The organism is Bacillus sp. FSL M7-0003 (genome assembly GCF_038628485.1).
Taxonomy (GTDB): Bacteria; Bacillota; Bacilli; order Bacillales; family Bacillaceae; genus Bacillus; species Bacillus safensis.
Genome location: NZ_CP152024.1, coordinates 626,349 through 651,604 on the forward strand (window position 1 = coordinate 626,349; position 25,256 = coordinate 651,604).

22 protein-coding genes, 1 pseudogene and 1 other annotated feature are annotated in these 25,256 nt (G+C 38.3%); of the genes and pseudogenes, 10 read left to right on the forward strand and 13 right to left on the reverse strand.

Going from position 1 to position 25,256, the window contains the following annotated elements; translation table 11 throughout:
- The first annotated feature begins 12 nt into the window (after positions 1–12).
- Positions 13–1,062: a hypothetical protein gene (locus MHI23_RS03130; RefSeq protein WP_135033194.1), complete on the forward strand. Its 1,050-nt coding sequence runs from the start codon at positions 13–15 to the stop codon at positions 1,060–1,062.
- A 214-nt stretch (positions 1,063–1,276) separates the two neighbouring features.
- Here MHI23_RS03130 and MHI23_RS03135 read toward each other — a convergent pair whose 3' ends face one another.
- The 3 genes from MHI23_RS03135 to gabP form a co-directional block, all read right to left on the reverse strand.
- Positions 1,277–1,648, reverse strand: coding sequence for a carboxymuconolactone decarboxylase family protein (locus MHI23_RS03135; RefSeq protein ID WP_342492276.1), 372 nt, complete (start codon positions 1,646–1,648; stop codon positions 1,277–1,279).
- 275 nt (positions 1,649–1,923) lie between these two features.
- Positions 1,924–3,456, reverse strand: coding sequence for a multicopper oxidase domain-containing protein (locus MHI23_RS03140; protein ID WP_024426720.1), 1,533 nt, complete (start codon positions 3,454–3,456; stop codon positions 1,924–1,926).
- A 97-nt stretch (positions 3,457–3,553) separates the two neighbouring features.
- Positions 3,554–4,942, reverse strand: a complete 1,389-nt coding sequence (gene gabP, locus MHI23_RS03145) for a GABA permease (RefSeq protein ID WP_024424482.1) — start codon at positions 4,940–4,942, stop codon at positions 3,554–3,556.
- 482 nt (positions 4,943–5,424) lie between these two features.
- Here gabP and MHI23_RS03150 point away from each other — a divergent pair, with 482 nt between their 5' ends.
- From MHI23_RS03150 to guaA, 5 genes are all read left to right on the forward strand, one after another.
- Complete coding sequence (locus MHI23_RS03150; RefSeq protein ID WP_044335634.1) at positions 5,425–6,324, forward strand: cation diffusion facilitator family transporter; 900 nt, start codon at positions 5,425–5,427, stop codon at positions 6,322–6,324.
- A 102-nt stretch (positions 6,325–6,426) separates the two neighbouring features.
- The gene (locus MHI23_RS03155; RefSeq protein ID WP_024424484.1) at positions 6,427–7,389 is read left to right on the forward strand and encodes a MoxR family ATPase; all 963 of its coding nucleotides are present in this window, start codon (positions 6,427–6,429) and stop codon (positions 7,387–7,389) included.
- Positions 7,390–7,490: 101 nt separating this feature from the next.
- Positions 7,491–8,576, forward strand: a complete 1,086-nt coding sequence (locus MHI23_RS03160; RefSeq protein WP_241218600.1) for a DUF58 domain-containing protein — start codon at positions 7,491–7,493, stop codon at positions 8,574–8,576.
- A gap of 9 nt (positions 8,577–8,585) precedes the next feature.
- Positions 8,586–10,790: a transglutaminaseTgpA domain-containing protein gene (locus MHI23_RS03165; RefSeq protein WP_125587201.1), complete on the forward strand. Its 2,205-nt coding sequence runs from the start codon at positions 8,586–8,588 to the stop codon at positions 10,788–10,790.
- A gap of 186 nt (positions 10,791–10,976) precedes the next feature.
- Positions 10,977–12,518: a glutamine-hydrolyzing GMP synthase gene (gene guaA / locus MHI23_RS03170; protein ID WP_024424487.1), complete on the forward strand. Its 1,542-nt coding sequence runs from the start codon at positions 10,977–10,979 to the stop codon at positions 12,516–12,518.
- 82 nt (positions 12,519–12,600) lie between these two features.
- On the opposite strand, the gene MHI23_RS03175 is transcribed toward guaA, so the two are convergent.
- The 4 genes from MHI23_RS03175 to MHI23_RS03190 form a co-directional block, all read right to left on the reverse strand.
- Entirely contained in the window at positions 12,601–13,077 is a 477-nt protein-coding gene (locus MHI23_RS03175; protein ID WP_342492277.1) for a YbaK/EbsC family protein, read from the reverse strand.
- 18 nt (positions 13,078–13,095) lie between these two features.
- A complete protein-coding gene (locus MHI23_RS03180; RefSeq protein ID WP_342492278.1) occupies positions 13,096–14,151 on the reverse strand; it encodes an AraC family transcriptional regulator in 1,056 nt (351 codons plus the stop codon).
- Positions 14,152–15,813 carry a 2-isopropylmalate synthase gene (locus MHI23_RS03185; RefSeq protein WP_342492279.1) on the reverse strand — a complete coding sequence of 554 codons (1,662 nt, stop codon included), beginning with the start codon at positions 15,811–15,813 and terminating at the stop codon, positions 14,152–14,154.
- Positions 15,814–15,870: 57 nt separating this feature from the next.
- Positions 15,871–16,135: a binding site (T-box leader), on the reverse strand.
- 219 nt (positions 16,136–16,354) lie between these two features.
- Entirely contained in the window at positions 16,355–17,242 is an 888-nt protein-coding gene (locus MHI23_RS03190; RefSeq protein ID WP_341319972.1) for a helix-turn-helix domain-containing protein, read from the reverse strand.
- A gap of 104 nt (positions 17,243–17,346) precedes the next feature.
- Here MHI23_RS03190 and MHI23_RS03195 point away from each other — a divergent pair.
- Positions 17,347–17,538 (forward strand): annotated as a pseudogene (locus MHI23_RS03195) (GMP synthase (glutamine-hydrolyzing)); the annotation flags it as partial.
- A gap of 809 nt (positions 17,539–18,347) precedes the next feature.
- Here MHI23_RS03195 and MHI23_RS03200 read toward each other — a convergent pair.
- The 5 genes from MHI23_RS03200 to MHI23_RS03220 all read right to left on the reverse strand — a co-directional run bounded on the left by MHI23_RS03200 (position 18,348) and on the right by MHI23_RS03220 (position 22,171).
- Complete coding sequence (locus MHI23_RS03200) at positions 18,348–18,557, reverse strand: hypothetical protein (RefSeq protein WP_024424492.1); 210 nt, start codon at positions 18,555–18,557, stop codon at positions 18,348–18,350.
- A gap of 72 nt (positions 18,558–18,629) precedes the next feature.
- Positions 18,630–19,100, reverse strand: a complete 471-nt coding sequence (locus MHI23_RS03205) for a hypothetical protein (protein ID WP_024424493.1) — start codon at positions 19,098–19,100, stop codon at positions 18,630–18,632.
- The gene (locus tag MHI23_RS03210) at positions 19,076–19,924 is read right to left on the reverse strand and encodes an SAR2788 family putative toxin (RefSeq protein WP_125587204.1); all 849 of its coding nucleotides are present in this window, start codon (positions 19,922–19,924) and stop codon (positions 19,076–19,078) included. The genes MHI23_RS03205 and MHI23_RS03210 overlap by 25 nt, the downstream gene beginning before the upstream one ends.
- 1 nt (position 19,925) lies before the next feature.
- Positions 19,926–20,855: a S8 family serine peptidase gene (locus MHI23_RS03215; protein ID WP_024424495.1), complete on the reverse strand. Its 930-nt coding sequence runs from the start codon at positions 20,853–20,855 to the stop codon at positions 19,926–19,928.
- Between the two features lie 749 nt (positions 20,856–21,604).
- The gene (locus tag MHI23_RS03220; protein ID WP_342492280.1) at positions 21,605–22,171 is read right to left on the reverse strand and encodes a GNAT family N-acetyltransferase; all 567 of its coding nucleotides are present in this window, start codon (positions 22,169–22,171) and stop codon (positions 21,605–21,607) included.
- Between the two features lie 141 nt (positions 22,172–22,312).
- Here MHI23_RS03220 and MHI23_RS03225 point away from each other — a divergent pair, with 141 nt between their 5' ends.
- Entirely contained in the window at positions 22,313–22,882 is a 570-nt protein-coding gene (locus tag MHI23_RS03225; RefSeq protein WP_024426710.1) for a hypothetical protein, read from the forward strand.
- Between the two features lie 45 nt (positions 22,883–22,927).
- Here the strand turns inward: MHI23_RS03225 and MHI23_RS03230 are convergent, their stop codons facing one another.
- A complete protein-coding gene (locus tag MHI23_RS03230; protein WP_098676695.1) occupies positions 22,928–23,101 on the reverse strand; it encodes a Fe3+ hydroxamate ABC transporter substrate-binding protein in 174 nt (57 codons plus the stop codon).
- A gap of 179 nt (positions 23,102–23,280) precedes the next feature.
- On the opposite strand from MHI23_RS03230, the gene MHI23_RS03235 reads away from it, so the two are divergent.
- Both MHI23_RS03235 and MHI23_RS03240 read left to right on the forward strand, forming a co-directional pair.
- On the forward strand, positions 23,281–23,826 hold the full coding sequence (locus MHI23_RS03235) for a sigma-70 family RNA polymerase sigma factor (RefSeq protein ID WP_041116055.1): 546 nt from the start codon (positions 23,281–23,283) through the stop codon (positions 23,824–23,826).
- Complete coding sequence (locus MHI23_RS03240) at positions 23,795–25,249, forward strand: DUF4179 domain-containing protein (RefSeq protein WP_342492281.1); 1,455 nt, start codon at positions 23,795–23,797, stop codon at positions 25,247–25,249. The genes MHI23_RS03235 and MHI23_RS03240 overlap by 32 nt, the downstream gene beginning before the upstream one ends.
- Positions 25,250–25,256: the final 7 nt, after the last annotated feature.

Below are 25,256 nucleotides of genomic sequence, written 5' to 3' on the forward strand. Positions count from 1 at the left end.
GTCTGAAAGGCAATGAAAAAATCAACATGGTGGATCATCACAGTCATTGGCGTCGCAGTGATTGCGGCAGTTATTTTCTTCATGATGAAGCCTGAGCAAGAGGCGAAACATACAGGAAAAGTCAAAACAAATCAAGATGCAAAAGACGAATTGCTCGTTTCATTTACAGATCAAAAGTTAAACAATACTTATTACTTGCATGATCGGGCGCTTCATACGGAGAAACTGACAGCATATCCTTCGATTGCTTATGATTCTACGAAACAAGTTTTATATTACACGTATACGGATGAAGACACGCAAAAGGTGAGTATTCGGGAATTAAATGTGAAATCTGACGAAGAAAAAACACTGTTTACGAGTGATGATTCTATCGACAGTATGAGGATGTCTGGTGACGGAAAGAAGTTATTTCTAAGGTATAACAAGGATTCTGGAGAGCAATTTTATGTCGCATCTTTTGATTTGAAAACACACAAAATGAAAGAGCTGTATCCGGAAAAAAGCAAGGATGATACGGTGAGTTCATTTGCATATGATCCGACTTCAAATGATTTGGCGATCCAGCATTATTCTTTAAAAGAAGATTATCAAAAAACCGATGAAGCGAATGAAAAGGGCAGAGATCCTGAACCAACAACCATGAAAATCACCCTTCAAACAGGTGAGAAGGGAAAACGCATTGCACGTATCTCACAAACGATCAATGATATTTCATTTTCTCCAGATCATAAGAAATTGATTTATACAGAAGTAAAGGTTCGTAAAGAAAAAGAAATATCCTCGATTAAGTTGCTTGATGTAGAAACTGGGAAAACGACGACACTCGTTAAAAACAGCCAGAATGTCCATATTTTAAGTGCTGCACAGCCGCAATTTTCTACGGACGGGTCGTCTGTTTATTTCTTAGGTGTTGCAAAAAACGCAGAAGAATTAAAGGATGACACCGGACGAAAGGCGAAGGTAAGAACGATTTTTGAATACAATATGAAGAAGAAAACGGTGGAAGCCGCTTGGGAGAAGGATGGCGGAATTGTTAACAATTTCACTGTCAATCGATAAAGGAAACGTTCAGTTATTTATATAACTGGACGTTTTTTTATTTTGTCACTTGAAATGCTGGAGAAATGGTGGATTTATAGATGGAAAATCAATTTTTAAGCAGTGATACGAGGGCTATTTTCATATTTTGCTTATGTGACAGAGGAAAAGAAAAAGAGTAATATGAGTGAACATAAAAAAACGAGAGGACTGATGACATCTCGTTTTCTCTGTTTTATTTGTTTTTATCTAATAAGTTTTGAAAGATAAACAGGGCATTAATGGAGTGAGGAAAGCCAGCAACCTTTGTACAGTGTTTAATAATCTCCATAATCTCTATAACAGAAAGTCCGATATGTAATGCTTGTTCAAAATGAGTCTTTAACTCTTCATCACAATTGCCTTTTGTGATGAGGGAAGATAATGTGCTGATGGCCTTTTGTTTTTCATCTAATATGAAGTGATTGAATTCTTTTTGTTCACTGAGTTCAATGGTTAGTTGTTCAATGTTTGACCGAATGCTCTCGTTCTCATGAATTGAAAGCTTCTCTCTGTTACCTGCCGCTGTTTCTTGTTTGACCTGGCAAGTCTCTTTTTCTTCATTCAAATTGAACTCCTCCGTTTTTTATCGCAATTTTCCATTTGTTCGTTCATTATGGCTTATGTGCCTCTTGATAGATGTAATGGGTATATAGTAGTATTATCGGTTTGCTGCGTCAACTTTTTAAGTATGGAACGCTCTTCAAAGGAATGATTCATGCGATTTATTTTTCCATGTTGAAATGGATCATAAAAGGGCTAATGAATAGATGTCCGTTAGCCCCTTTGTAATCAGCAGTTTCATACAAGTTCTACGCTTTTAGCGGAAGAGTGGTTTCATTTTTACTGAATGATATCCATTGGCCTCATCATGTCATAATCTTCATGCTCTAAAATATGACAATGCCACACATACCGGCCGCTGTATGGAACAAAACGAGCAACGATCCGAATGACTTCACCTGCATGCGCCTGAATGGTGTCCTTGTAGCCTTGTTCATGTAAAGGAGGCGCTTCGTTTGGTCCTGTATACACGATTTCTCCTGTCGATTGATAGACTTCTGTATCAAATGGTCTTCTGTCTAAAACCCTAAATTGAACAAGATGCAAATGAATAGGGTGTGTACCCCTGGTTGGATTGACGATAGACCATACCTCTAGACTGCCAAGACGAGGATTTTCAGTGACAGGATCATTCCAAAAATGGTTATCGAGCAATAGGATAGGGCGGCCGTATTTATCCTGTGTGCCGGTAAGTGTGAGTTTACGCTCTCTATCAGCTCGACTTGGCCGAAGCGGTGGCAGCGGTTTGAAAATCGGACGTAATGTCTTAGGTACTCTCCCTTTTAGTGGACGTGTGACTTTGAATTGCATAATGTTCGCATCTGTTTCAGGGTTCACATCCTGTCCGCAGCCGGCTGTATTTTTGAGAGTGATCGTTTTGTTTTCGTAAGCTGAAAAGTCGATGATGACATCGAAACGTTCAGCAGGCGCGATGCTAAAGGATTGATGGCGAACGGGTCTTGGCAAAAAGCCCCCATCGGAACCGATTTGCAAGATTGTAGCGTCGTTATCTAGATGCAGCTCGTAAGTTCTAGTATTGGACGCATTTAAAATACGAAAACGGTATTTTCGCGGCTCTACTTCTAAATACGGCCATACTTTTCCATTGACTAAAATTGTTTCTCCACAAAAAAAGGGCACGATGGATGGGTCTGGTATGTCACTGTCCTCTGGTGTGTCGTTTGGTCTGCTAGGATAAAACAGTGAACCATCTTCCTGAAACGTCCGGTCCATAATCATTAAAGGAATGTCGTAGTCATCTTTCGGCAGCTCTAAAGACTTTTCAAATGCATCTGAGATCAAATAAAACCCAGCTAAACCGGCATACACATTTAGTCGTGTCAATGCCATGGCATGATCGTGATACCACAATGTGCAGGCTTGCTGATGATTTGGGTAGACGTAAGTCTCCCTTTCAAAAAAAGGACCGGTTGCTTCAAAGTCCCGTGAAAACCAGGCCTCTGGGTAGCCGTCACTGCTTGCTGGTGTGACGCCGCCATGCAGATGAACGACTGTTTTCACCTCTGGTTCATCGTGATGACCGGAGTGGATGGTGTGATCGACAGGCAGAAAATGTTTCAATGGCAATTTGTTCATCCATTTCACTTTGACCTTTTCATTTCGATTAGCTTTAATGGTTGGTCCAGGCAAGCTGCCATTATAGGTCCATAGCTTGGTTGGGGGCAGGTCTCTATGAACTTTTAAGAATACCTCCTCCATAGCAATTTCATAATACGTTTGTCTTGGGTTCTTTTTGACGGGCTCCGCGACTTCTGGAATTGGAAGCTCGTCAACAAATTTTTCTAGGTTCATGTTGACTAATCCTCACTTAAATTCAATTTGATACAGTATAAGTGCGGACATCCAAATAGGTGAATAAAATAAAAAAACCCGCTTTTCAGCGGGAGAATTAAGGGTGTTTATTTTCAAGCGCCGCATTTGCAGGCACTTTTTTATTCGGTTTAAAGATGAAATAAGCAGCCAGTACGCCAAAGGTAATGATACTCGTCAAAATGAGCTGTGGCCGCATGGATTCGATAAACAGCATCGATGCCAAGATGGCGCAAATGACCAAAATGGTAAAGTACGTGAGGTATGGGAACAGCCACATTTTGATTTTGAGCTGTTCTGGATTTTCTTTTTCGATTTTGCGTCGCATTCTTAATTGTGAAACGGCAATGACCAAGTAAACAAGAAGGGCAATGGCACCAGATGCGTTGACTAAGAACAAAAAGATGGTTTCAGGATAAAAGTAGTTCATCATGACGGCAATGTAGGAAAAGAAGGTACCTGCGACTGTAGCCGCTACAGGAACACCACGTTTGCTGATTTTCATAAAGCGTTTTGGCGCTTCGCCTCTTTCTGCTAATGAATAAAGCATTCTGGACGTTGTGTACAAACCGGAGTTTAAACAAGATAGAACAGCTGTTAAGACAATGACGTTCATGACTTGAGCGGCTGATGGAACACCAATGTATTCTAATACCGCAACGAACGGGCTTGTTAAAATACTTGCGGAATTCCAAGGAAGCAAGGTGACAACGACAGCAATTGATCCAACATAGAATACGATAATACGCCATACAACAGAGCGGGTGGCTGTCGTCACAGATTTGACTGGGTCTGCTGATTCACCGGCCGCTATGGCCACAATCTCCGTTCCCATGAAGGAAAAGATGACGACGACGATTCCGAGTAACACAGAGCTGAATCCATTTGGAAGAAAACCGCCGTTCCCTGTTAGATTGGCAAGACCTGAAGTATGATGACCGCCAAAACCAAAGATAAATGCAAAACCAATGAGTAGAAAGAGAATGATGCTGACGACTTTAATTAATGAAAACCAATATTCAAATTCGCCAAAAGATTTAACAGAAAAGATATTTGTTAATGTTAAGAGGATTGTGAGGATAAGACTTGTGAGCCAAACAGGTGCATCTCCATACCAATATTGAATAATGGCAGCACCGGCAATGGCTTCGATGGCGATGACGATCACCCAGAAGAACCAGTAAAGCCAGCCGATTGTAAACCCGGCCCATGGACCGATGGCATCGCTCGCATATTGTGAGAAAGAACCGCTTGTCGGATAGGCACATGCCATTTCTCCAAGCATTCTCATAATAAAGATCACCAGAAGTCCGGCAAAAGAATAGGAAAGAATGGATCCAGGCCCTGCAGAATGAATGACAGCACCACTACCAACAAATAGCCCTGCCCCAATGACCCCAGCAATGGAAATCATCGAAATATGTCTTGTTTTAAGGTTTTTTTGAAGACCGTTTGTCATGTTGGACATTTCTTTACCTCCAAACATTTCTCATGAATAGAGAATTTGTTTTTAGAATATTTTAAATTTTATCATACTGAATTGTCATTCAGCATTGGACAGGTTATCAAACTGACATTTCAAACCTCTTAACATGATGTTAAAAAGTAGAAAGGATTTGAGAGATTATGTTCCCTCTTTTCCCTCTGTTTATTTTTAAAATAGCATAAAAAAGGAAGGAGGGAAGTTGTGTCTCAAAATAAAATTATTCTGATAATTTACCAGAGAAGAGTGATTTGACGATATGTCCATTTCGAAGAGAATTGGAAAAAGGTTGATGGGAGTAGGTCTTGAGGTCATTTGACCTTGTAAAAATAAGTTTACTTAGGTCAACACATTTCTATTTATCCTATTTTGCTGACATAAGCGAATCATGTTGCTGTAGACCCACACGGGCTTTGCTTTGTAAGATAAATAATAGAAAAGTGATGTGTGAGGAGGCGCGGTTCAACATGGAGCGCTATAACGAATTAAGACAAGGTGAAACAGGTGCTTGGGTCAGCATCATTGCCTATGTGATCTTATCTGCGGTCAAACTCATTATTGGGTATGTGTTTCATTCAGAGGCTCTTTCAGCAGATGGATTGAATAACACGACGGATATTATTGCATCCCTTGCTGTGTTGATTGGGCTGCGTATTTCTCAAAAGCCGCCTGATGAAGATCATCCGTATGGTCATTTTAGAGCGGAAAATATTGCGTCTCTTGTGGCTTCCTTTATCATGATGCTTGTTGGACTTCAAGTTTTGCTGAGTGCAGGCCAGTCGCTCTTCTCATCTGAGCATCAAACGCCGGATATGATCGCGGCTTGGACAGCAGCAGGAAGTGCTGTTGTGATGTACGGTGTGTATATTTATAACCGCAATCTGTCCAAACGAATTAATAGCCAGGCTCTCCATGCGGCAGCTGCTGATAATAAATCAGATGCGTATGTGAGTATTGGAACATTTGTAGGAATTATGGCCTCTCAATTTCAGCTGGCATGGATTGATACGCTAGCAGCCTTTGTCATTGGCTTAATTATTTGTAAAACTGCGTGGGAGATTTTCAGAGATGCCTCTCATTCGTTAACAGACGGTTTTCATATCAAAGATATGTCTAAATATAAAGAGACCATTGAAGCAACACCAGGAGTAGGCGATTTAAAGGATATAAAAGCGCGTTATCTTGGAAGTACAGTCCATGTGGATGTAGTGGTTGAGGTCGAGCCTAACTTGAACATAGCAGAAAGCCATGATATTGCAGATGAAATTGAACGAAGAATGAAGCAGGAGCATGATATTTTACACTCTCATGTTCATATGGAGCCAGCAAGTAAGTCAAAAGAAGAGAAGAAGTCTTTCCCATCGTGAGAAGGCTTCTTTTTTATACGTGCTGATGTTATATGCAAATGCGCGTTGTATGGTAAAGTTAGACTATATGAAATTTGACAGAAACGTGATAGGAGGATCAGGATGGCATTTGATGAACCGATGCATTCAGATTTACAAAAAATCGTAGATAACATCAATAAAGTCATGGTTGGGAAAAAAGACATTGCGATATTAAGCCTTGTAGCGATTTTGGCGAAGGGGCATGTGCTGCTCGAGGATGTGCCTGGTGTAGGGAAGACGATGATGGTTCGTGCTTTGGCAAAATCCATTGGCTGTGAGTTTAAGAGAATCCAATTCACTCCTGACCTTTTGCCTTCAGATGTAACAGGCGTGTCGATTTACAATAAAAAGACGAATGAATTTGAATTTAGGCAAGGACCGATCATGGGGCAGATTATTTTAGCTGATGAGATCAACCGGACTTCTCCTAAAACACAATCAGCATTGCTTGAAGCGATGGAGGAAGGCAGTGTCACAGTGGACGGAGAAACGATGCCGCTTGCGGATCCTTTTTTCGTCATGGCGACACAAAACCCAGTGGAATATGAAGGGACTTATCCGCTGCCAGAAGCGCAAATGGACCGGTTTTTATTCAAACTGCAGATGGGATATCCGACCATGCTCGAGGAGCTGGAGGTGCTCAACTTGCAGGAGAAACAATCCCCGATTGATACGCTCCAAGCTGTCATGACAAAGGAACATATCCATGCGTTGCAGCAGGCTGTTCAGACCATTCATGTGGATGCATCCATAAAAGAATATATTGTTGAAATTGCTCAAGCGACGCGTAAACACCCATCTGTTTATCTAGGTGTGAGTCCAAGGGGATCGATCGCCTTGATGAAAGCGGCACAGGCGTATGCACTTTTGAATCAGCGCGATTATGTGATTCCTGATGATGTACAGTATTTGGCGACTTATACATTACCGCATCGTATGATTTTGACATCAGAAGCGACATATGAAGGGAAGAAGGCGGAGACACTGCTGCGGCAAATGCTTGAGCAAATTGGCGTGCCAGTTCAAAAGTCGATGACTCAATGAAGTCACGTCATCGTGTAGCAATTTCATTATGGTTAAGGGTGATGATGCTCATCATTCTCACTGCGGCAGCCTTTTGTTATGCCATGTTTCAGGGAGGGTTTGTGAGTTGGTTCCTTTTTTATGCATTTTTACCATATGCTTTGTATGCATTGCTGTTTGCACTTATTCCGCTTCGCGCGACAGCCAAGAGGACAATACAGCAAACAAGCTTAAAGGCGGGGGATGTGCTGTCCGTTGACCTTGAAATCAAGCGGACACATCCATTTCCGTACGTTTACGTCATGATAGAGGATGCTCCGCCAGATACCTTTCACTTACAGGAACAGATTGAAATGAAGCAAATGCTTTTTCCTTGGTTTCGGAAAACTTGGCGATTTTCCTATCAATTGAATGATGTCATGCGGGGAGAGCATCATTTGACAGCGGTTAGAATCAAAACGGGTGATATGTTTGGGTTTGTTGAAAAAGAAATCATCATTCCGTTAGAGAAAAAGCTGCTTGTCTACCCAAAAGTACTGGATATCCCTGTAGAGCCTGCTGAGTCAGTGAGTGAAAATGGAGGCAAAGCGGTTCACTCGTGGTTCAATGAACCGGCCCATGTGACAACAGGCGTACGGGAATATCAGCAAGGAGACCGTTTTGCTTGGGTGGACTGGAAGACGACGGCCAGAAGAGGCCAGCTGATGACGAAGGAATTTGAACAGAATCAAGCAAAGGACCTTGTTGTGTTTGCTGATTTTACTGATCAAGCTGTTTTTGAAACAGTCGTCTCTATTGCGGCATCTGTTCTTCAAACGGCTGTGAAAAAAGGAGTGCCGTCAGGTCTTGTCTCTCTAGGAGATCAGCATGCCTTTCGAGTCGATCAAGGAGAACTTCATTTACAGGACATGCTTTATTATTTAACAAGGGTGCAGCATCAGCCTTCCCGCGCACTAGAATATAAACCGTTAGCAGCGAGTGAGTACCAGCACTCAGGAAAATATGTCGTCACGGGTCAGCTGCAGGAGGAGCTTGCGGCAAGTCTCTTTGGAAATCGAAACAGAAAGAACATCACCGTGCTTTTAGTGAAGAAAGCCGTTGACCATTTCACGACAAAAGAAAAACAGCTTGTAGACCGGCTCAAGGCCTCTGGAATACGCATCACCCTTTTATTTGAAGACCGGCTGCACGAAAGAACTGTGAGGTGACAAACATTTATGCTGCATTCGCATCTGCGGCAAAGCCGTTTTGAATTGTTCATCTATTATGCTGTAGCTTTTCTGCTGCTATGGGAGTGGCTTCGACCGCTTCAAGATTTTACAGAGACGAGCCATACGTCTTATTTCATCATTTTTATCGGGCTTACGTGTTTGTTTACGTTCTTTCGTCTGAAGTGGTATGTGACGTTTCCTATTTGTGCTGGACTGATTTTGCTCGCCTTATATTTGATCTTTTATCAATCAGCGCCAGGCTATCCGGCTGCTTTGTTTGCTGATATCAAGGATAATATCACGTTAATGAGCATGGGCATGTGGAGTGATATGTACCCGTCTTTCCGCACATTGTTGTTTTATATTTTGCTGTGGCTGCTTGTCTACTTGCTACATTATTGGGTGGTCTATCAGCAGCGTATCTTTTTCTTTTTACTGATGACGATTGTGTATGTCACGATTCTTGATACGTTTACGCCATATGATGCGACTTTTGCGATCGTTCGTATTATGGTATTTGGCTTTTGTTTGCTTGGATTGCTGTATTTTGATCGACTGCGTTCAGCTGAGGGCGTTCGGGTGTCACAGAAAGCACGTCTAAAGTGGTTTTTGCCTATGCTGGCGCTTGTCCTTCTATCAGCGTCACTGGGTGCTTCTTTGCCAAAGTCTGATCCGAAATGGCCCGATCCTGTTCCGTTTTTTAAGGCGGTCACGAATCAAGATGGGACAGCCGGGCAGAATAAAGTGGGATATAGTGCAGATGATTCGGCGCTAGGCGGACCGTTTAGTGAGGACCGCACACCTGTTTTTAAATGGAGCGGAAAGGAGCCATCATACTTTCGTGTAGAAACAAAAAGTATTTACACAGGAAAGGGCTGGGAGGATGCTTCAAATGATACGAAGCCTACTCGGCTAAAGGACGACACTGTGCCGAATCGGTGGTTTACTGAGCGAGTGAAAACAGAGGAGCATGAAACAAGAATTGATATAGAATCGGATTATCGATTTAATCATGCTGTTTATCCTATTGGAACGATCATGCTGACGCCAATGGAAAACATTCCGCTGCAAATCATGGGCAAAACGGAGAAAATTGTCCCGTCTATGCAAAACCCACCTAAAAATTTGGGGAACTATCAAGTCAGCTTTTTATCTCCTACATTTATCCTGGAGGATTTGCAGAGAATCAAAGTACCGACAAAGAAGCAGGTGAATCAGCAGGTTGGCCGTGAATACTTGCAGCTTCCATCGTCACTTCCAGAGCGTGTGAAAACTTTGGCAAACAGCTTAACGGAAACGAAGGATAATATGTATGATAAAGCGAAAGCCATCGAGGATTATTTAGGATCTGCGAAGTTTTCATATGAAACGCAGAATGTCGCTGTGCCTGGTCGTAATGAAGATTATGTGGATCAATTTTTATTTGATACGATGATCGGCTATTGTGATAATTTTTCAACCTCTATGATTGTGATGCTTCGTTCGATCGGAATTCCGGCGAGATGGGTGAAAGGGTATACGTCTGGCCAGTTATATGAAACACAAATGGATGGAAACAATGTGTATGAAGTGACCAATAACAATGCGCATTCATGGGTAGAGGTTTATTTTCCAAACAGAGGCTGGGTCACCTTTGAACCGACAAAAGGATTTACAAACCCAGAGACTTTTACGAATGAAGCTGTTTCAAGCGATCAAACGGATGATCAAAAGGAAGAAGAAGATCAGTCTAGTTCTGATGCAAGTGAAGAAAAGCAGCAAGACCAGCCGAAGCAGCAGGAGACAGAGCAGCCGGCACAACCAAAGGAACAAACAGCGCAGGCAAAGCCAAATATGGTGCATGTTGGTTGGGTTATAAGTTATGCGGCAGGAGCTATTGTCCTGCTTGGATTCATCAGCTGGATGCTTTATCGATTTAGAACAAGATGGCTGCCATTCTTTATTGTAAGAAAGGTGAAACGTCTGCCAGAGGATGAAGCATTCTTCTATGCGTATGGAGCTCTATTAAAGCAGCTAGGGCGCAGAGGAATCGAGAAAAAGCCAGGTATGACGCTAAGAGAATTCGCTTCGTTGATTGATGAGAAGAATGGAGATCATCATATGTCAGAGCTGACCCAGCTTTATGAACGTGCGCTCTACCGGCGAGAGGATGCCTCGGCGCTTTGGCAGCAATCGGCAAAGTTATGGGAAAATTTAATAAACAGGAGATAGTCTTGACCGCGTACCTTCCTGTTGTTAGAATAGGTGAATATTAAAACCTTCTAAAATACATGAAATTGAAGCGTTCGGATGTGAGTCTGGGCGCTTCAAAAGCGTGATTCACACTGAGAGCAGGTTTTCTCCTCTCATTTTTTCTGTGCGTTTATAAAAAACTATATTGGACATAGAGGTGACACCATGACAAATTTAGTAAATGAAATGATTTTGGTTCTCGATTTCGGCAGTCAGTACAATCAGCTGATCACACGCCGTATTCGTGAATTTGGTGTGTACAGTGAGCTTCATCCGCACACTTTAACTGCTGAAGAAATTAAAGAAATGGCACCTAAAGGAATCATCCTTTCTGGTGGACCAAACAGTGTTTATGATGAAGGATCTTTCCGCTGTGATGAAAAGATCTTTGATCTAGACATTCCGGTTCTAGGCATTTGCTACGGCATGCAGCTCATGACTCACTATTTAGGCGGGAAAGTAGAAGCGGCCAGCCAGCGTGAATATGGAAAAGCAGATATCCATATTAACGGAACACCTGCTTTATTCAAAGACCTTCCGACTGATCAAGTCGTTTGGATGAGCCATGGTGACCTCGTTGTTGAAGTACCAGAGGGCTTTACAGTCGATGCAACAAGTGCACATTGTCCAAACTCAGCCATGAGCTTAGCTGAGAAGAATTTCTATGGCGTTCAATTCCATCCAGAGGTTCGTCACTCTGAGTACGGAAATGACCTATTGAAAAACTTTGTCTTCGGCGTGTGTGATTGCGATGGCAAATGGTCAATGGAGAACTTCATTGAAATCGAAATGCAGAAAATCCGTGAAACAGTAGGCGACAAGCAAGTATTGTGCGCACTAAGCGGCGGTGTGGATTCATCTGTTGTGGCGGTATTGATCCACAAAGCCATCGGCGATCAGCTGACATGTATTTTCGTTGACCACGGTCTTCTTCGCAAAGGCGAAGCAGAAGGGGTTATGAAAACATTTAGCGAAGGTTTCAACATGAACGTGATTAAAGTAGATGCGAAAGATCGTTTCTTAAACAAGCTAAAAGGTGTGTCTGATCCTGAGCAAAAACGTAAAATCATCGGTAACGAATTCATCTATGTATTCGATGATGAAGCGGACAAGCTAAAAGGAATCGATTACTTAGCACAAGGAACACTTTACACAGACATCATTGAGAGCGGAACAGCAACGGCACAAACAATCAAATCTCACCACAACGTAGGCGGTCTTCCAGAAGACATGCAGTTCGAATTGATTGAGCCACTCAATACGCTATTCAAGGATGAAGTCCGTGCCCTAGGTTCAGAGCTTGGCATTCCTGATGACATCGTCTGGAGACAGCCATTCCCAGGTCCAGGACTAGGTATCCGTGTACTAGGTGAAATTTCTGAAGAAAAACTAGAAATCGTCCGTGAATCTGATGCGATTCTACGTGAAGAAATTGCCAACTTCGGCCTTGAACGCGACATCTGGCAATACTTCACGGTTCTCCCAGACATCCGCAGCGTAGGTGTCATGGGTGACGCAAGAACATACGACTACACAATCGGTATCCGTGCTGTTACATCTATCGATGGTATGACGAGTGACTGGGCAAGAATCCCTTGGGACGTGCTTGAAAAGATCTCAACTCGTATCGTCAATGAAGTGAAGCATATTAACCGCGTGGTGTATGATATTACGAGTAAGCCGCCTGCTACGATAGAGTGGGAGTAAATGTAAAAGAGCTAAAAACCTTTGTGTATCAAGGGTTTCTAGCTCTTTTTTATTTTTAACTGCACTTTTTCCTTCCATATTTTTATTCATCATTCCATCCCATACACACATCAATCCATTGTGAATAACCGGAGTATTTTTCTAATTGTTTTATTGTGAGTTCAATAGCACTGTTACTGCTCCCGCAGGCTGGATAGACTGTCTCAAAACGTTTGAGTGAAATATCTAAATAAACAGAAACGCCATTCTTTATAGCAAAAGGACATACTCCGCCAATTTCATGACCGACCAAGTCAACGACCTCATGAGGAGAAAGCATTTTAGCTTTTGTTTTAAAATATTCCTTGAATTTTTTGTTATCAACTTTTGCATCGCCAGAGGTCACAATTAAAATAGCTTGTCCATTTACTAGAAAGGAGAGTGTTTTTGCGATTCTTTCAGGTTCGCAGCCCAATGCAGAAGCAGCCAAGTCTACGGTGGCACTAGACACTGAAAATTCTTTAATTCGAGTATCCATATCATATTGTTTAAAATAATCTTTTACTTGTTTGATGGACATTATCATTTCTCCTCTTTATTATCTATTATTTAATCGATATTGATGTGGTGTTAGGTGATACTTTCTCTTAAATAAACGAATGAAATGCTCTACATTTTGATAACCAACGGCTGCCGCAATATGATCTACTTGTGAATTGCTGCCAGTGAGCATTTCGCAGGCTTTTTCCAATCTTATTTCTTGTCGAATCTCACTAAATGATTTGCCAAGCTTACGAGCTATATATTTTGACAGATAAGATTGTGAAAGGTTAAATTTCTCTGCCATCTCCTGAATTGTTATATGCTCACAACATTGCTGAATATATTGGAGCATTTGAATAATACGTATATCACGATATTGTTTGACCTGATTTACGTTCATATGACTAGGTTTGAATCTTAATAAGAGACATAATAATATCTCAAACAAATTATTCATAATCAACTGGTAACTAGGAAACCGATTATAATTTTCTGTAAATAGTTGAAGAGAGCAGTCTAGCAAATGTTTATCCAAGTGACTATGGAAAATAAGAATATTTTTATTTTCTTTTATATACAATGCATTCAAAAAGAATTCTGAAATGACATTGTTTCCTTTTAACATTTTAAAAAACACTCTTTGAAAAGTACTCTTACGGATCATGATTTGCATAGCGATTGTATTCTCCATTACAATTGGCTTGTGTATGGTGTCAGGAGGAATAAAGGCAATATCTCCTGATTTTAAAGTCATTTTTTTATCTTCCACTTCTACATACATCTCATTTTCCAGAACATAGATTATTTCAAAGAAATCATGGATAGCCGACAATTGAGGCATAAAACGGCTATACTTTCTCACTTCGATATCTTTCTCCTGACCTAACCACATGGTATCCTCTTTTTCAAATTCGTTCTGCCCTTTTTGCAAAAATTCTTCTATATATATTTGCTTATGCATTAAATTGTGTTTATCATAATCCTTCAAAAATAATTGCAATGATTGATTGTCATGCTTTTTCTGTAGGTATTGTTGATAAAAAATTTCTTGCTCGTTATATTCTCTTAAATATTGCATCACTTCATGTTTTTCAAGTTTATCTTTTTCCATCTACATCCAAACCTCTAGTTTATTTACTGCAACCACCAGGGCCTTCACTGTTGCTTCTATAATATCTTTATCAATTCCAGCACCCCAATGCATTTTTCCTTCATATGAAATTCCAATCTGTGCACAGGCTTTTGCTTGGGAATCTTTGCCCAAAGAATTCTGTTCATAGACTTCCAAAACATATTCGAGATGAAAATATGCTTTTAACGCATTACTGATGGCATCTAAACTTCCAGTGCCAGTTCCTTGTATTTCAATTTGTTGATCATCTCTCAGCAAAGTTAAGGTGACTTCCTGCTTCTCTCCTTTATGAAATTGATAATCAAGCAGCTGGAAATGAGGGTGATAATCAACATACTGTTCTTTAAAAACATGATATATTTCTTCGACAGACAATTCCTTACTTGCCTGATCAGATACTTTCTTCGCTTCATATCCCATGGCTTCATTCATTTGATAAGGAAGTTGAATGCCATAATTTGTTTCTAGTATATAGCCTATGCCGCCTTTTCCAGACTGGCTGTTGATTCGAATCACATCCGCTTGATAATTCCTCCCCAAGTCAACGGGATCTACTGGGATATACGGAACGTCCCATTTATCAACTTTATTTTCTTTTCTATATTTCATACCTTTAGATATCGCATCTTGATGTGACCCAGAGAATGCGGTGAAAACCATTTCCCCAGAATAGGGCTGCCTCTCAGGAACAGTGATTTTTGTTAGTTTTTCATATTTTTTACGAATCGCTTCTAGGTTATTGAAATTCAATTTTGGATCATAACCTTGTGAATACATATTCATCGCCAAGGTAATCAAGTCAACGTTCCCTGTACGTTCACCGATACCAAATAATGTACCTTCGACTCTTTCTGCGCCAGCCAGAACACCAAATTCTGCATCACTCACCCCAGAGCCGCGGTCATTATGAGGATGAACAGATAATGTCACACTGTCTCGGTAAGACAGATTTTTGTGTATATACTCAATCTGACTTGCAAAGATATGAGGCATTGAATATTCAACTGTTGTCGGAATATTGATGATGGCTTTATGAGCTCGTGTCGGTTTCCAAATATCTAAAACACTATTACAAATATCTAACGCATAATCAACTTCTGTTCCTGGAAAGCTTTCTGGACTATATTGAAAATAAATATCACTATTTGTTTTTTCGGCAAGTTCTTTTACTAAAATAGCTCCATCAATGGCAATTTGTTTAATTTCATCTTTTGTTTTCTTAAATACTTGTCTGCGCTGCGCTTCTGAAGTCGAATTATATAAATGAACAATCGCTTTCGGTACTCCCTTAATGGCTTCGAAGGTTCGGCGGATAATATGCTCTCTCGCTTGTGTGATCACCATAATTGTGACATCGTCTGGAATCATATGATGATCAATCAGTGTCCGTAATAGCCTAAACTCCGTATCAGAAGCAGCTGGAAATGCGATCTCAATTTCTTTAAAACCTATCTCTACTAATAACTGAAACATTTCCAATTTTTCTTCTAAGTTCATAGGAATAGGTAATGCTTGATTACCATCCCGCAAGTCCACACTGCACCATATCGGAGCACTTTCTAATGTTTCTTTCTTCACCCAATCATAAGTAAGCTTCGGTGGCAAAAAGTATTTCTTTTCGTATTTTTTGTGGTTAAACATCATCGATTCCTCCTAGAAAATAGAATATAAAAAAAGCCTTTCATCCCCAAGATTTAACTTGGAGACGAAAGACTTCTTCTTACGCGGTACCACCCCTGTTTCATGATAAACAAACATTATCATGCCCTTATTCGGATATAGATTGTTTGATCTTATATCCTTCCCATATAACGGTGGGGTGCCGACCTTAACTACATCAATACTTTTCATTTCACTAAGGCTACTCTAAGGTGAGTTCCCTGCTTTTTTGTTATTGCTTCTCATCAGCCAGCAACTTTCTGAAAACATTTCGGCAAGTACTATTCCTTATCATCGCATTCTCATTTTTCTGATTTTTTCTATTATACCAAGTCTACAAAAAAGAGATAGTGATAGGGATATCTTTTTTAATTGATTTTTTTTGTTCTATGGGTGCTTATCTTTAATCCTCTTCACCAAATAAAATTCCAAGGCCACAAATAAAGGTGAGTGAATTCATAGCGAACAATAAAATCGCACCAATTTTTTTCATGGCAATGAACCTCCTCTTAAATTCAGTCTGCTAGCCTTCAAAATTTAAATTCACTGGTTCATCCTCTAAATGATCCACAGTATTTTGTTCTGTCACTGGCACACTTTCATCTACAATTTTAAAACTAAGTTCGTCCATCCAAATGTGACCTTGTCCATGTAGTAATATGCCAAACGCAATGACTTCACTTTTGACTGGAACATCCAATACTACACTAAAATGATTCCAGCCGTTTGTTCCTGTAATGGGGCGGTTCATCATGTTGTCAAACGCAAGAACTTCACCTGAAGAATGGTCAATCCTCATCCATAAACCAGCTGAACCTTTCACATCTTCGCTTTTGACAAAAGCAGAAAATTGAAGGCGTTCTCCACGGTAACGATCAGACTTAATTTGCTGCATCAAGGTCGCGAATCCTCGTGCTTTTTCATCCTTTGATTTCAAGTAAGCTGAGGTAGTACCACTGTGTACAATTCTGTTATCCAAACCTGTTTCATAATCAGATGGTGTTTCTCCCGTCATAATCCAGCCAGTAGGTGTGTTCTTATTTGCAGCCATATTCGTTTCCTCCTTATCAATGACATTCCTTAGTAATCTCCGATAACGTGCGGGTGACATATCATATATCTTCTTAAAGGCTCTAGTGAAGGATTCTTGTGAACTAAATCGATACTGCAATGCAATGTCAATCGCCCGTTGATCCGTATGAATTAAATCCTTCGCCGCTTGGGTCATTCGACGTTCCCGTATATAATCAACAACTGACTTCTTAATCACTTTTTTGAACATACGGTGAAAGTGAAACCTAGAATAACCAGCGTGTTTCGCTAGAGTTTGAAGCGGTAAATCATCTTTCAGATGCTGTTCAATATAATTCAATGTTTCTTGAATCGTTTTCTCATGTTCTTGATAGGACAACCGAGCACCTCCTTGCCTTACGAAATTAGTATAGCGGAAATGCTTTTTAGGAAACTTGACTTTTTGTGCTGTGTTGTAATTATAGAATGTACCTTTTAGTCCTAGGTTCAGGACTGGGTATCCGTGTACTGGGTGGAGTTTCTGAAGAAAATCTAGAAATCGTCCGGGAATAAGATTTAATTCTACTCGAAGAAATTTCCATCTTAGGCTTTGAGTGAGACATCTGACAATATTTTGAGGTTCTCCCAGACATCCACAACAAAGGTGCCATGGATGACGCCAGAATATACGACTAAACAATTGGTATCGGTGCTATCACTTTGATTAATTACAGTTTCAGCAGAACTGCAAAAAATATTTAATTAGATAAATGTAGGTTGAGGGATATTGAAGGAAAATCAGATGTGAAGGGGATACAATGAATGAACAACTTAAAATTATTATTGATCTCATAATTAAAGCAGATAATACAATTGAAAAGAATATCATATTCGAAAAATTTTTTAATAAATCAGATCATATAAAAATATTCAAATATTAATGAAAGTTTTAAAAATAGGGAAATTAACGGTTATAAAATATTTCTCCTGACTATACAAAAATGTGGATTCTTGATAGTAATTATATTGGAGGGGATTACCGAAAATAAAAGTTGGTAAAGTTGTACATTTTGATTTGAATATTTTGACGTATTTAAACAGGTTATTAAATGATTATAGACAAAATATTCAGAAGAATGAATTTCTCGATTATCTAAATTTTTTTAAAAATAATCAATTCAATTATAATATTACTACTGCATTAATGGAACGCTCAATGTCCGATATAAGTGGTGTTGATAAGAATATTTGGAGGGTACTCTAAAAAAACTGTTGAGCCCATTTTAAATACAGTTTGGGATATTTACCATGTAAGATTAATAGAACAATCTTTTTTTATAGATAATAGTAATAAGGAAGAGATATTTTTATCATAATTTCAGTTCAAGAGATGATGCTTTTAATGAGTTATCTAAAATAAATCAAATAAAGGTTTTTGTAATTAATGATGGAAGACCGCTTGCAATTCGAGATATAGGTATAAAAGATATTTGTAACGACGAATTTTACAATGAGCTTTCATTCTTCATTTTTATTGCTATTTTTGGGCATTCTTCTCTGTTTTGATTTATTAGCCATATCGATCCTACAAATATAGACATCCCAAACATCTTTAAAATAAAACTTGTCAAAAATGTATATCCTTCGATTTCAATACCTAGCATAATTGTGGCTATTATGATTCCTATAAAACCAGCTAAGAAATATAAAATCAAAAATACACCTCCTCTAAAAACATCCTACTAAAACATTGAAAAGAACCCCTAACCAGGAGTTCCTTTCTCTATTCAATATTTTCTTAATGGGATATTTCCAATAAAGTTTTTTAGTGAAATTTTATAATGTTGTTCAATGTCACGTCCAAGGTTTTCATGTAATACCTTCATTTGTTCAATTATATAATTAAGATCGAATACATTATATAACTGTTGAGTTTCCCAAATAGTGGTGAGTCGAGCCTTATTATCAAATGGTATTACTGAAATAATGGGGTCGTCTTCCTCATACTCCATTGTGTAATATCTATACTCTGTAACTTTGTTTTTTTTCTTTATCTTTTTAATCCAGTCGTGCAAAGATGCATAAAATTCTAATAAGGCGATATTTTCTTCAAAATATACTTCGCCATTTATAACTATTTTAAACTCTCCCTCTACTCTTAGAGCTGTTGATGGATCTTTCTTCATGTTCTTTGGAATATCTTTCTCATCAGATGTGAACATATAATCAAATTCTACTTGATTGGATAAGCTGTCCATATTTTACCATCCCAACCTATAACTATTTTTATTTTTGTCTCACCTTTTGTTCCGATTTTCTTTTTCAGATTTGCAGTGATGACAAAGGATAGTTTTTTATTATTGTTTATAGTAAACGAAACATTTTTAGATTGTAAAGCTTCTTTTATCCATTTATTTACTGTGCTCTTGCTTTTGGTATCAAATTTTCTGTATCTACCTTTTGCATTACTAAGATGTTTGTTGCTAACAGAAAACTTAGAAACTTTTTTTATACCTTGTTTAATTACCTGTTTTTTAAAAGTTTTTATTATTAGCTTCTTTCCGTATTTTTTAATAGCATATTGAATACCAAACCTAGAAACAATTCCAACTATTATTGCTGGAACAATTGATGACTGAGCTTCTATGGTGCTAACTTTATACTCTTTTCCTGTTTCATCATCCACAAAGGTTGCTGTAAAATCATTTCCTTCAATCTCTTCAATTAACACGTTGAATTTGTTAGTTTCTTTTTCCCCATTTTCTAACTCTGTAATACCATCAACTGTGATTTCACCTGTCTCATGATTAATTTTCATGTCAGTTTGGACATTCATACTCTCAGCTTCAAGCTGAGTAGATATATTAACTTCATCTAGGCTTTCCTTAACTTCCATTAACATATCTTGTTCTAGCTCTATCCCCAATTCTTTTTCAACATTCACTTCATATTCTTTACTAGCATTCTCTTCTATTCTTAAAGCATCAGAATTAATTTCGCCTGATTTTGCACTTGCAAATTCAGGAACAACTCCACACAAAAACAATGTTAACACAAGAATTTTTATTAAAACCTTTTTCAATCTAATTCTCTCCCTTGTTACAAATAATCATCCCATTGCCATACTCTCTGTCATAACCTAGCTTTCCAAGATCAACTGTATTTTTCTTGAGTGTTTGATGAACATTCTCTTTAGATTTGTATTTTTTAGAATACAAACAGCCTATAGCACCTGTTGCAAACGCAGTTGCAAAGGATGTACCTTTTACCTTTGTATATCCTCCGTGTATATCAGTTGTTTTAATATTTACTCCAGGCGCAGAAAAGTCAATTTTTCCTTTTGCTGAAATTGGATCAATTTTTAGTTTTTCGTTAAGTGAGGATATCGATAAGACGCCTTCATATTTTGCAGGGTATTCAACAGTTAGACCTAATGTATTTCCAGAAGCAGCTGTAATTGTTATATTGTTATCTAAAGCAATTTTTATAACATTTCGTAATTCATCGTAGTCTTTTCCAAATCCGAAACTTATATTAATTATGTCTACCTTTTGCTCAATACACCATTTAATCCCTTTGACAACATCTTCAACTTTTCCTTTGCCATTTTTATTTAGTACCTTGACATCATAAATAATGGGATTCTGTGAAATACCTTTTATTTCTTCACCAGTTGCAGCGATTATTCCGGCAATTGCTGTACCATGACCATAATCATCTTCGATAGATTTTTTTGGTTTAATAGCATTGTACTCATAAAAAGTTAAATCTTTAAACTCTTTATGTGACTTATTAATACCGCTATCAAGGATAGCAATTTTGACATAATTCTTATGATTATTAGGTTTTTCATGACCTATAACTTTATATCCCCATAGCAGGTCTTTTTCCTTCTCTGTCTTGTATGATTTACTATTATCCTCAGAAACATCGCCAGATAGTCCCCAACATAATACAATTGCAAGAATCACTAGGCACGAAACAAATAGTAATAAGGCTTTTGACTTTTTCATTCAAGCTTCCTTCTCACATGCAGTATTTAGAATTAATACAGAATATACCTCCCTTCCCTTTTTATGAAATACAAGAATATATTAACCTATATTTATTTTGATGTAAATGTTATTTAAGGTAATATATCCTTATATATTTAAAATTTCCCATGCGTGTACTACTGTAAATATGCCAGTTCTTCTTCTTGACTCGTTTACTTAATAATTATCTATGATTTTTTTGATTAAAAATGTTTTGCCACTGCCAACTATGACCTGATAACACAATGAGTTTATTCATTACTTGTTGTAACCTCACTCCAACTCCACATGTCCAACGTTCTCCAAAATTGAAAGCGAAACAAGTAAACGTAAAAATAATGTCACTAAAATAGATTTTGAAAATGAAAAATCTAAATTAATCAGTGAAATTGCAAATGGACAAAAGTTCTTTTTTTGGAATATGAATTATTCCAACTAAAACAGATTAAAGAATAGGCTATTTTTATTTGAATCTTGTACTTAGAAAAGAAAAGTAAGTGAAATAGTGTAATTACTTAAGTGTGGATCTGCATTTTGTTCAAAAATTTTTACTATTACTGATACTATAATTATAGAAAGGGTGTTGAATATTGCTGGAATTGTAAGTAAATTAGAAGGGTTACCATGCAAAGAAACTCTAGTCATAAACTTGACTAGAGGTTTCTTACTGGGTAATTGTGCAATTTTAATTCATTCACTTTAACGCTTCTGTTTAAAAATCATTCAGTTTATTTGAAATCCCTCTTCAAAATCGAATACATAAACACATCATCAAACCCATTCTGACCAAGATCATACTCCCTTAATAAACCCTCTCGAACAAAATCAACATTCTCCAATAATTGAACAGAGGACGTATTTGCTGGATCAATAATCGCTTCAATCCGATTCAGATACATTTCCTGAAACCCATATCGTAACACCGCAGCAATTGCTTCGCTCATGATGCCTTTTCTCCAATGATCGTGGTGTAATTCATAGCCGATTTCCGTGCGGCAGTGCTGTTTTTCTAGGTTGAGAAAGCCGCAGCTGCCGATGATCGCAGGATCATCTTTTAGAGAAATGCCCCAGCGGATGCCTGATTGTTCTTTGAAGATGTCGTGATACCACTTGATTTCTCCTTTTGTGTCTTCAATCGTTTCATGAGCATCAATGCCCATGTAGCGGCACACGGTTTCATTGGATAAGTAGATGTGCATATCCTCAGCGTCTTCGATTGTTGCTTGTTTTAAGATTAGTCTTTCGGTATGTATGGTTGGAAATGATTGCGGGAATATCAGTTTATGTCTATACATATTTTTCTCCTCGTGCAATTTTATTTAAATTATACCTGTACTGGTCGATTTTGTGTAATGCTTTGGTATAATATGTGAGAATGTGATTGCGGGGATAATTCACAAACAGAATTCGATTAAAAGCAAAAGAGGATAATTGAAATGGGTATTTTTCTAATTATGATCGTCATCGTGATGATCATCGTATCTTTAGCGATCTATTTGTTTAAAAAGGGAATCATCCATTCTAAAGTGTTAGTGATTGTAGGTTCTGTTTTAGGAGGAACCGCACTATTTGTTTGGGTGGCTATGTTTTTTAATTTTCACTCTGTATCTTTAACAAATGAATCGCTAGGTCATTTTAAGATTGGTGAAAAATTTGAGAGAGATCATACTTTTGTGGAGAATACTCAATTCTCCCATCCTAAACAGAGGGTCTATATGGAAAAAGAAAATCAAGATTTTGTAGTATCAGTTGATCAACATCATCGAGTTACATCTATTTACAATCAGTCAAAACAGAAAAAACTCAAAACATCTAAGGGAATCACTATTGGAGACGATTATTCATCTGTGCTACAAACATATGGAGATCAATTCAAGAAGCTCTGGTTTGTCGAAGGGTATAGCAAAGGTATACAATATCAAGATCAATCAAACGGTATCATTCTGGAGTTCTTTTTCAATGACAATAAACTAGCACTCATTGAACTTCGTAGTAAGCGGAAATAAAAAAGTAGAAAGTAAAAACAAGCATTTCAATTGAAATGCTTGTTTTTATGTTTCTTTTCCATAACATGTCTTACAATAAAAAACCCCTTCATTCCTGAGCCAAGCCTTTACCTCTGTCATTCCTTTTCTCTTTGGATAGGTCAGCTTGACGTACACTTCTTCGTTTCCTTCTATCTTTTTCTGACAGCTAGCACACGTGGGTTCTTCAAATAGAAACAATCGACTTACTCCTTTTTGTACATATTTCTTCCATTATATCAAATGTTCGACATGTTCTTTGCGGCTCGTTCTTCACTTTCTCTATTTTTATCCGACATATGCTAAGTAAAAGAAATTTCCATTTGTTGAAACCGTTTGAAAGAAAGCTTGCTCTAACAGGTGTAGGAGGTGTGAGTGTGATGAAGCAAGTGCGTCTAATTAAAAAAGCACAAAAAGGGAATGTCCCGGCATTTGAGAAATTAATGCTGATGTATCAAGAGCGTTTATATAAAACAGCTTTTCTCTACACAAGAAATAAAGAGGATTCGTTAGATGCTGTTCAAGAGACGGTATTTAAAGCGTTTAAGCATCTATCTGGTTTGAAAGAACCGGCTTATTTTTCTAGCTGGCTGACGAGAATTTTGATTCATACAATTTTTGCGATGAAGAAAAAACAGCAAGATGTTGTTCCGTTTGAACAGCAACACGAAAGCGTGGAGCGTCATGATTTTTTGGAAGACAAGCTCGATTTAAAAAATGCACTTGAAGTGTTAGATGAGCAATACCAGGTGGTCATTCAGTTGTTTTATTTTCAAGATTATTCAATTTCGATGATTTCTGAGCAGATGGGTGTGCCTGAAGGAACGGTTAAAACTCATTTGTATCGAGCAAGAAAGTTATTAAAGCAAACATTGGAGAAGGAGGAGAGTGTCGATGAAACGAAAAGAAATGAAAAAGCTTTATGATGAGATTGATGTACCAATGGTTGAAGTAACCTCTGCGATTCGCCAAGCAATAGGAGATGTAAAAGCGGAACAGAAAAGACATTGGTTCAAATGGAACTGGAGAACGCCAATATACTCTGTCATTGTTCTCATCGTCCTCATCGTCCTTTATTTTTCTTCAGGTTTTCTTTTTCCTTCTCTTAATACAGCAATGGCACGTGTACCGATTATTGGGCAGTTTTATATGATGTTTCACGATAAAGTAGGAATGTCTCTTTTTCAGAGTGATTTGGTGAAGCATGTCAATGAAGGGGCTGAATCAAGAGGGGTGACTGTGAAAGTAAACAGCGTGTACTATGATGCCGGGCGGCTTGTTTATACGTTTACGGTGGAGAATCTCCATACAAAAGAAGATTCTGTATCGTTCAGAGTGAATGCAGAAAAAATCGATGGAAACTTCCAACTTAATTATGATAAAACAGAGTTGAAAAAATTAAAAGATGGCCGCTATGTTGGGCAGACGGAAGTCTATACAAATGGACAAACGATCAAACAAGGTCAGCAAGTGCCACTCGTCATTTCAAAAATTGGAGATATTGTAGGGAATTGGCGTTTTGAATTACCTGTAGTGAAGCAAAAAACCACTTTATTAGCGGGACAAAAAGACGTGTCTATTTTAAATGGACGTTATCAAATAAGAAACGTAAAGGTAGAAAATGGAGTGAAAGGCTCTGCTATTCAATATGCCATTGATTACAATGGTTTTGCCAAAGATGATAGAGTTAGTATTGATAGAATGAAGGATAATTTAGGGAATGAGTATGAGCTTGAGATTGGAACCGTTTTAAGAAAAAAACAACTGACTTCTGACAAAACTAGAAAAGATCATTTGACAATTTTGAATCAGCCGATCAATCCAAAGGCGACTGAATTGACATTTTACACAGATGTGAGCTACGAACGAGAATACAGCCACATCATTCCTCTCAAGACAAAGCTGCCTGTTCAGTTCAAAACAAAACACCATGGCATCGGAATCAAAATCATTAAGATAGAGCAAAAAGACCGTTCTGTGATTGTTGATTATCAATTTACTGGAGTAGATCAAAAAGAATTAGATCAGGATGTGATGGAGAATATAGGTGAATTCATTGGATTAGGCGATGTTGAAAAGATGAAATCATGGCCCGATCCACAAGCAGACTATGAAAGCGGATATTACTTGAAGGGGAACCATGCGAAGATGACGAATTTAAAGACAGCTTCCATGCAATCCACCTTTGAATTTGATGATAAGAATTTAGAAACTTTATCATTAAAGCATTTTTCTTTTAAAGAATATGGGCTTTACCTTGATTTGTCAGAACTGAATATGTTGGCACCACAGAAAGCAATAAAGGTAACCATTCCAGTCAAAAAAGAAACTTCAAAAGCTAGTCAATAAATAAGAG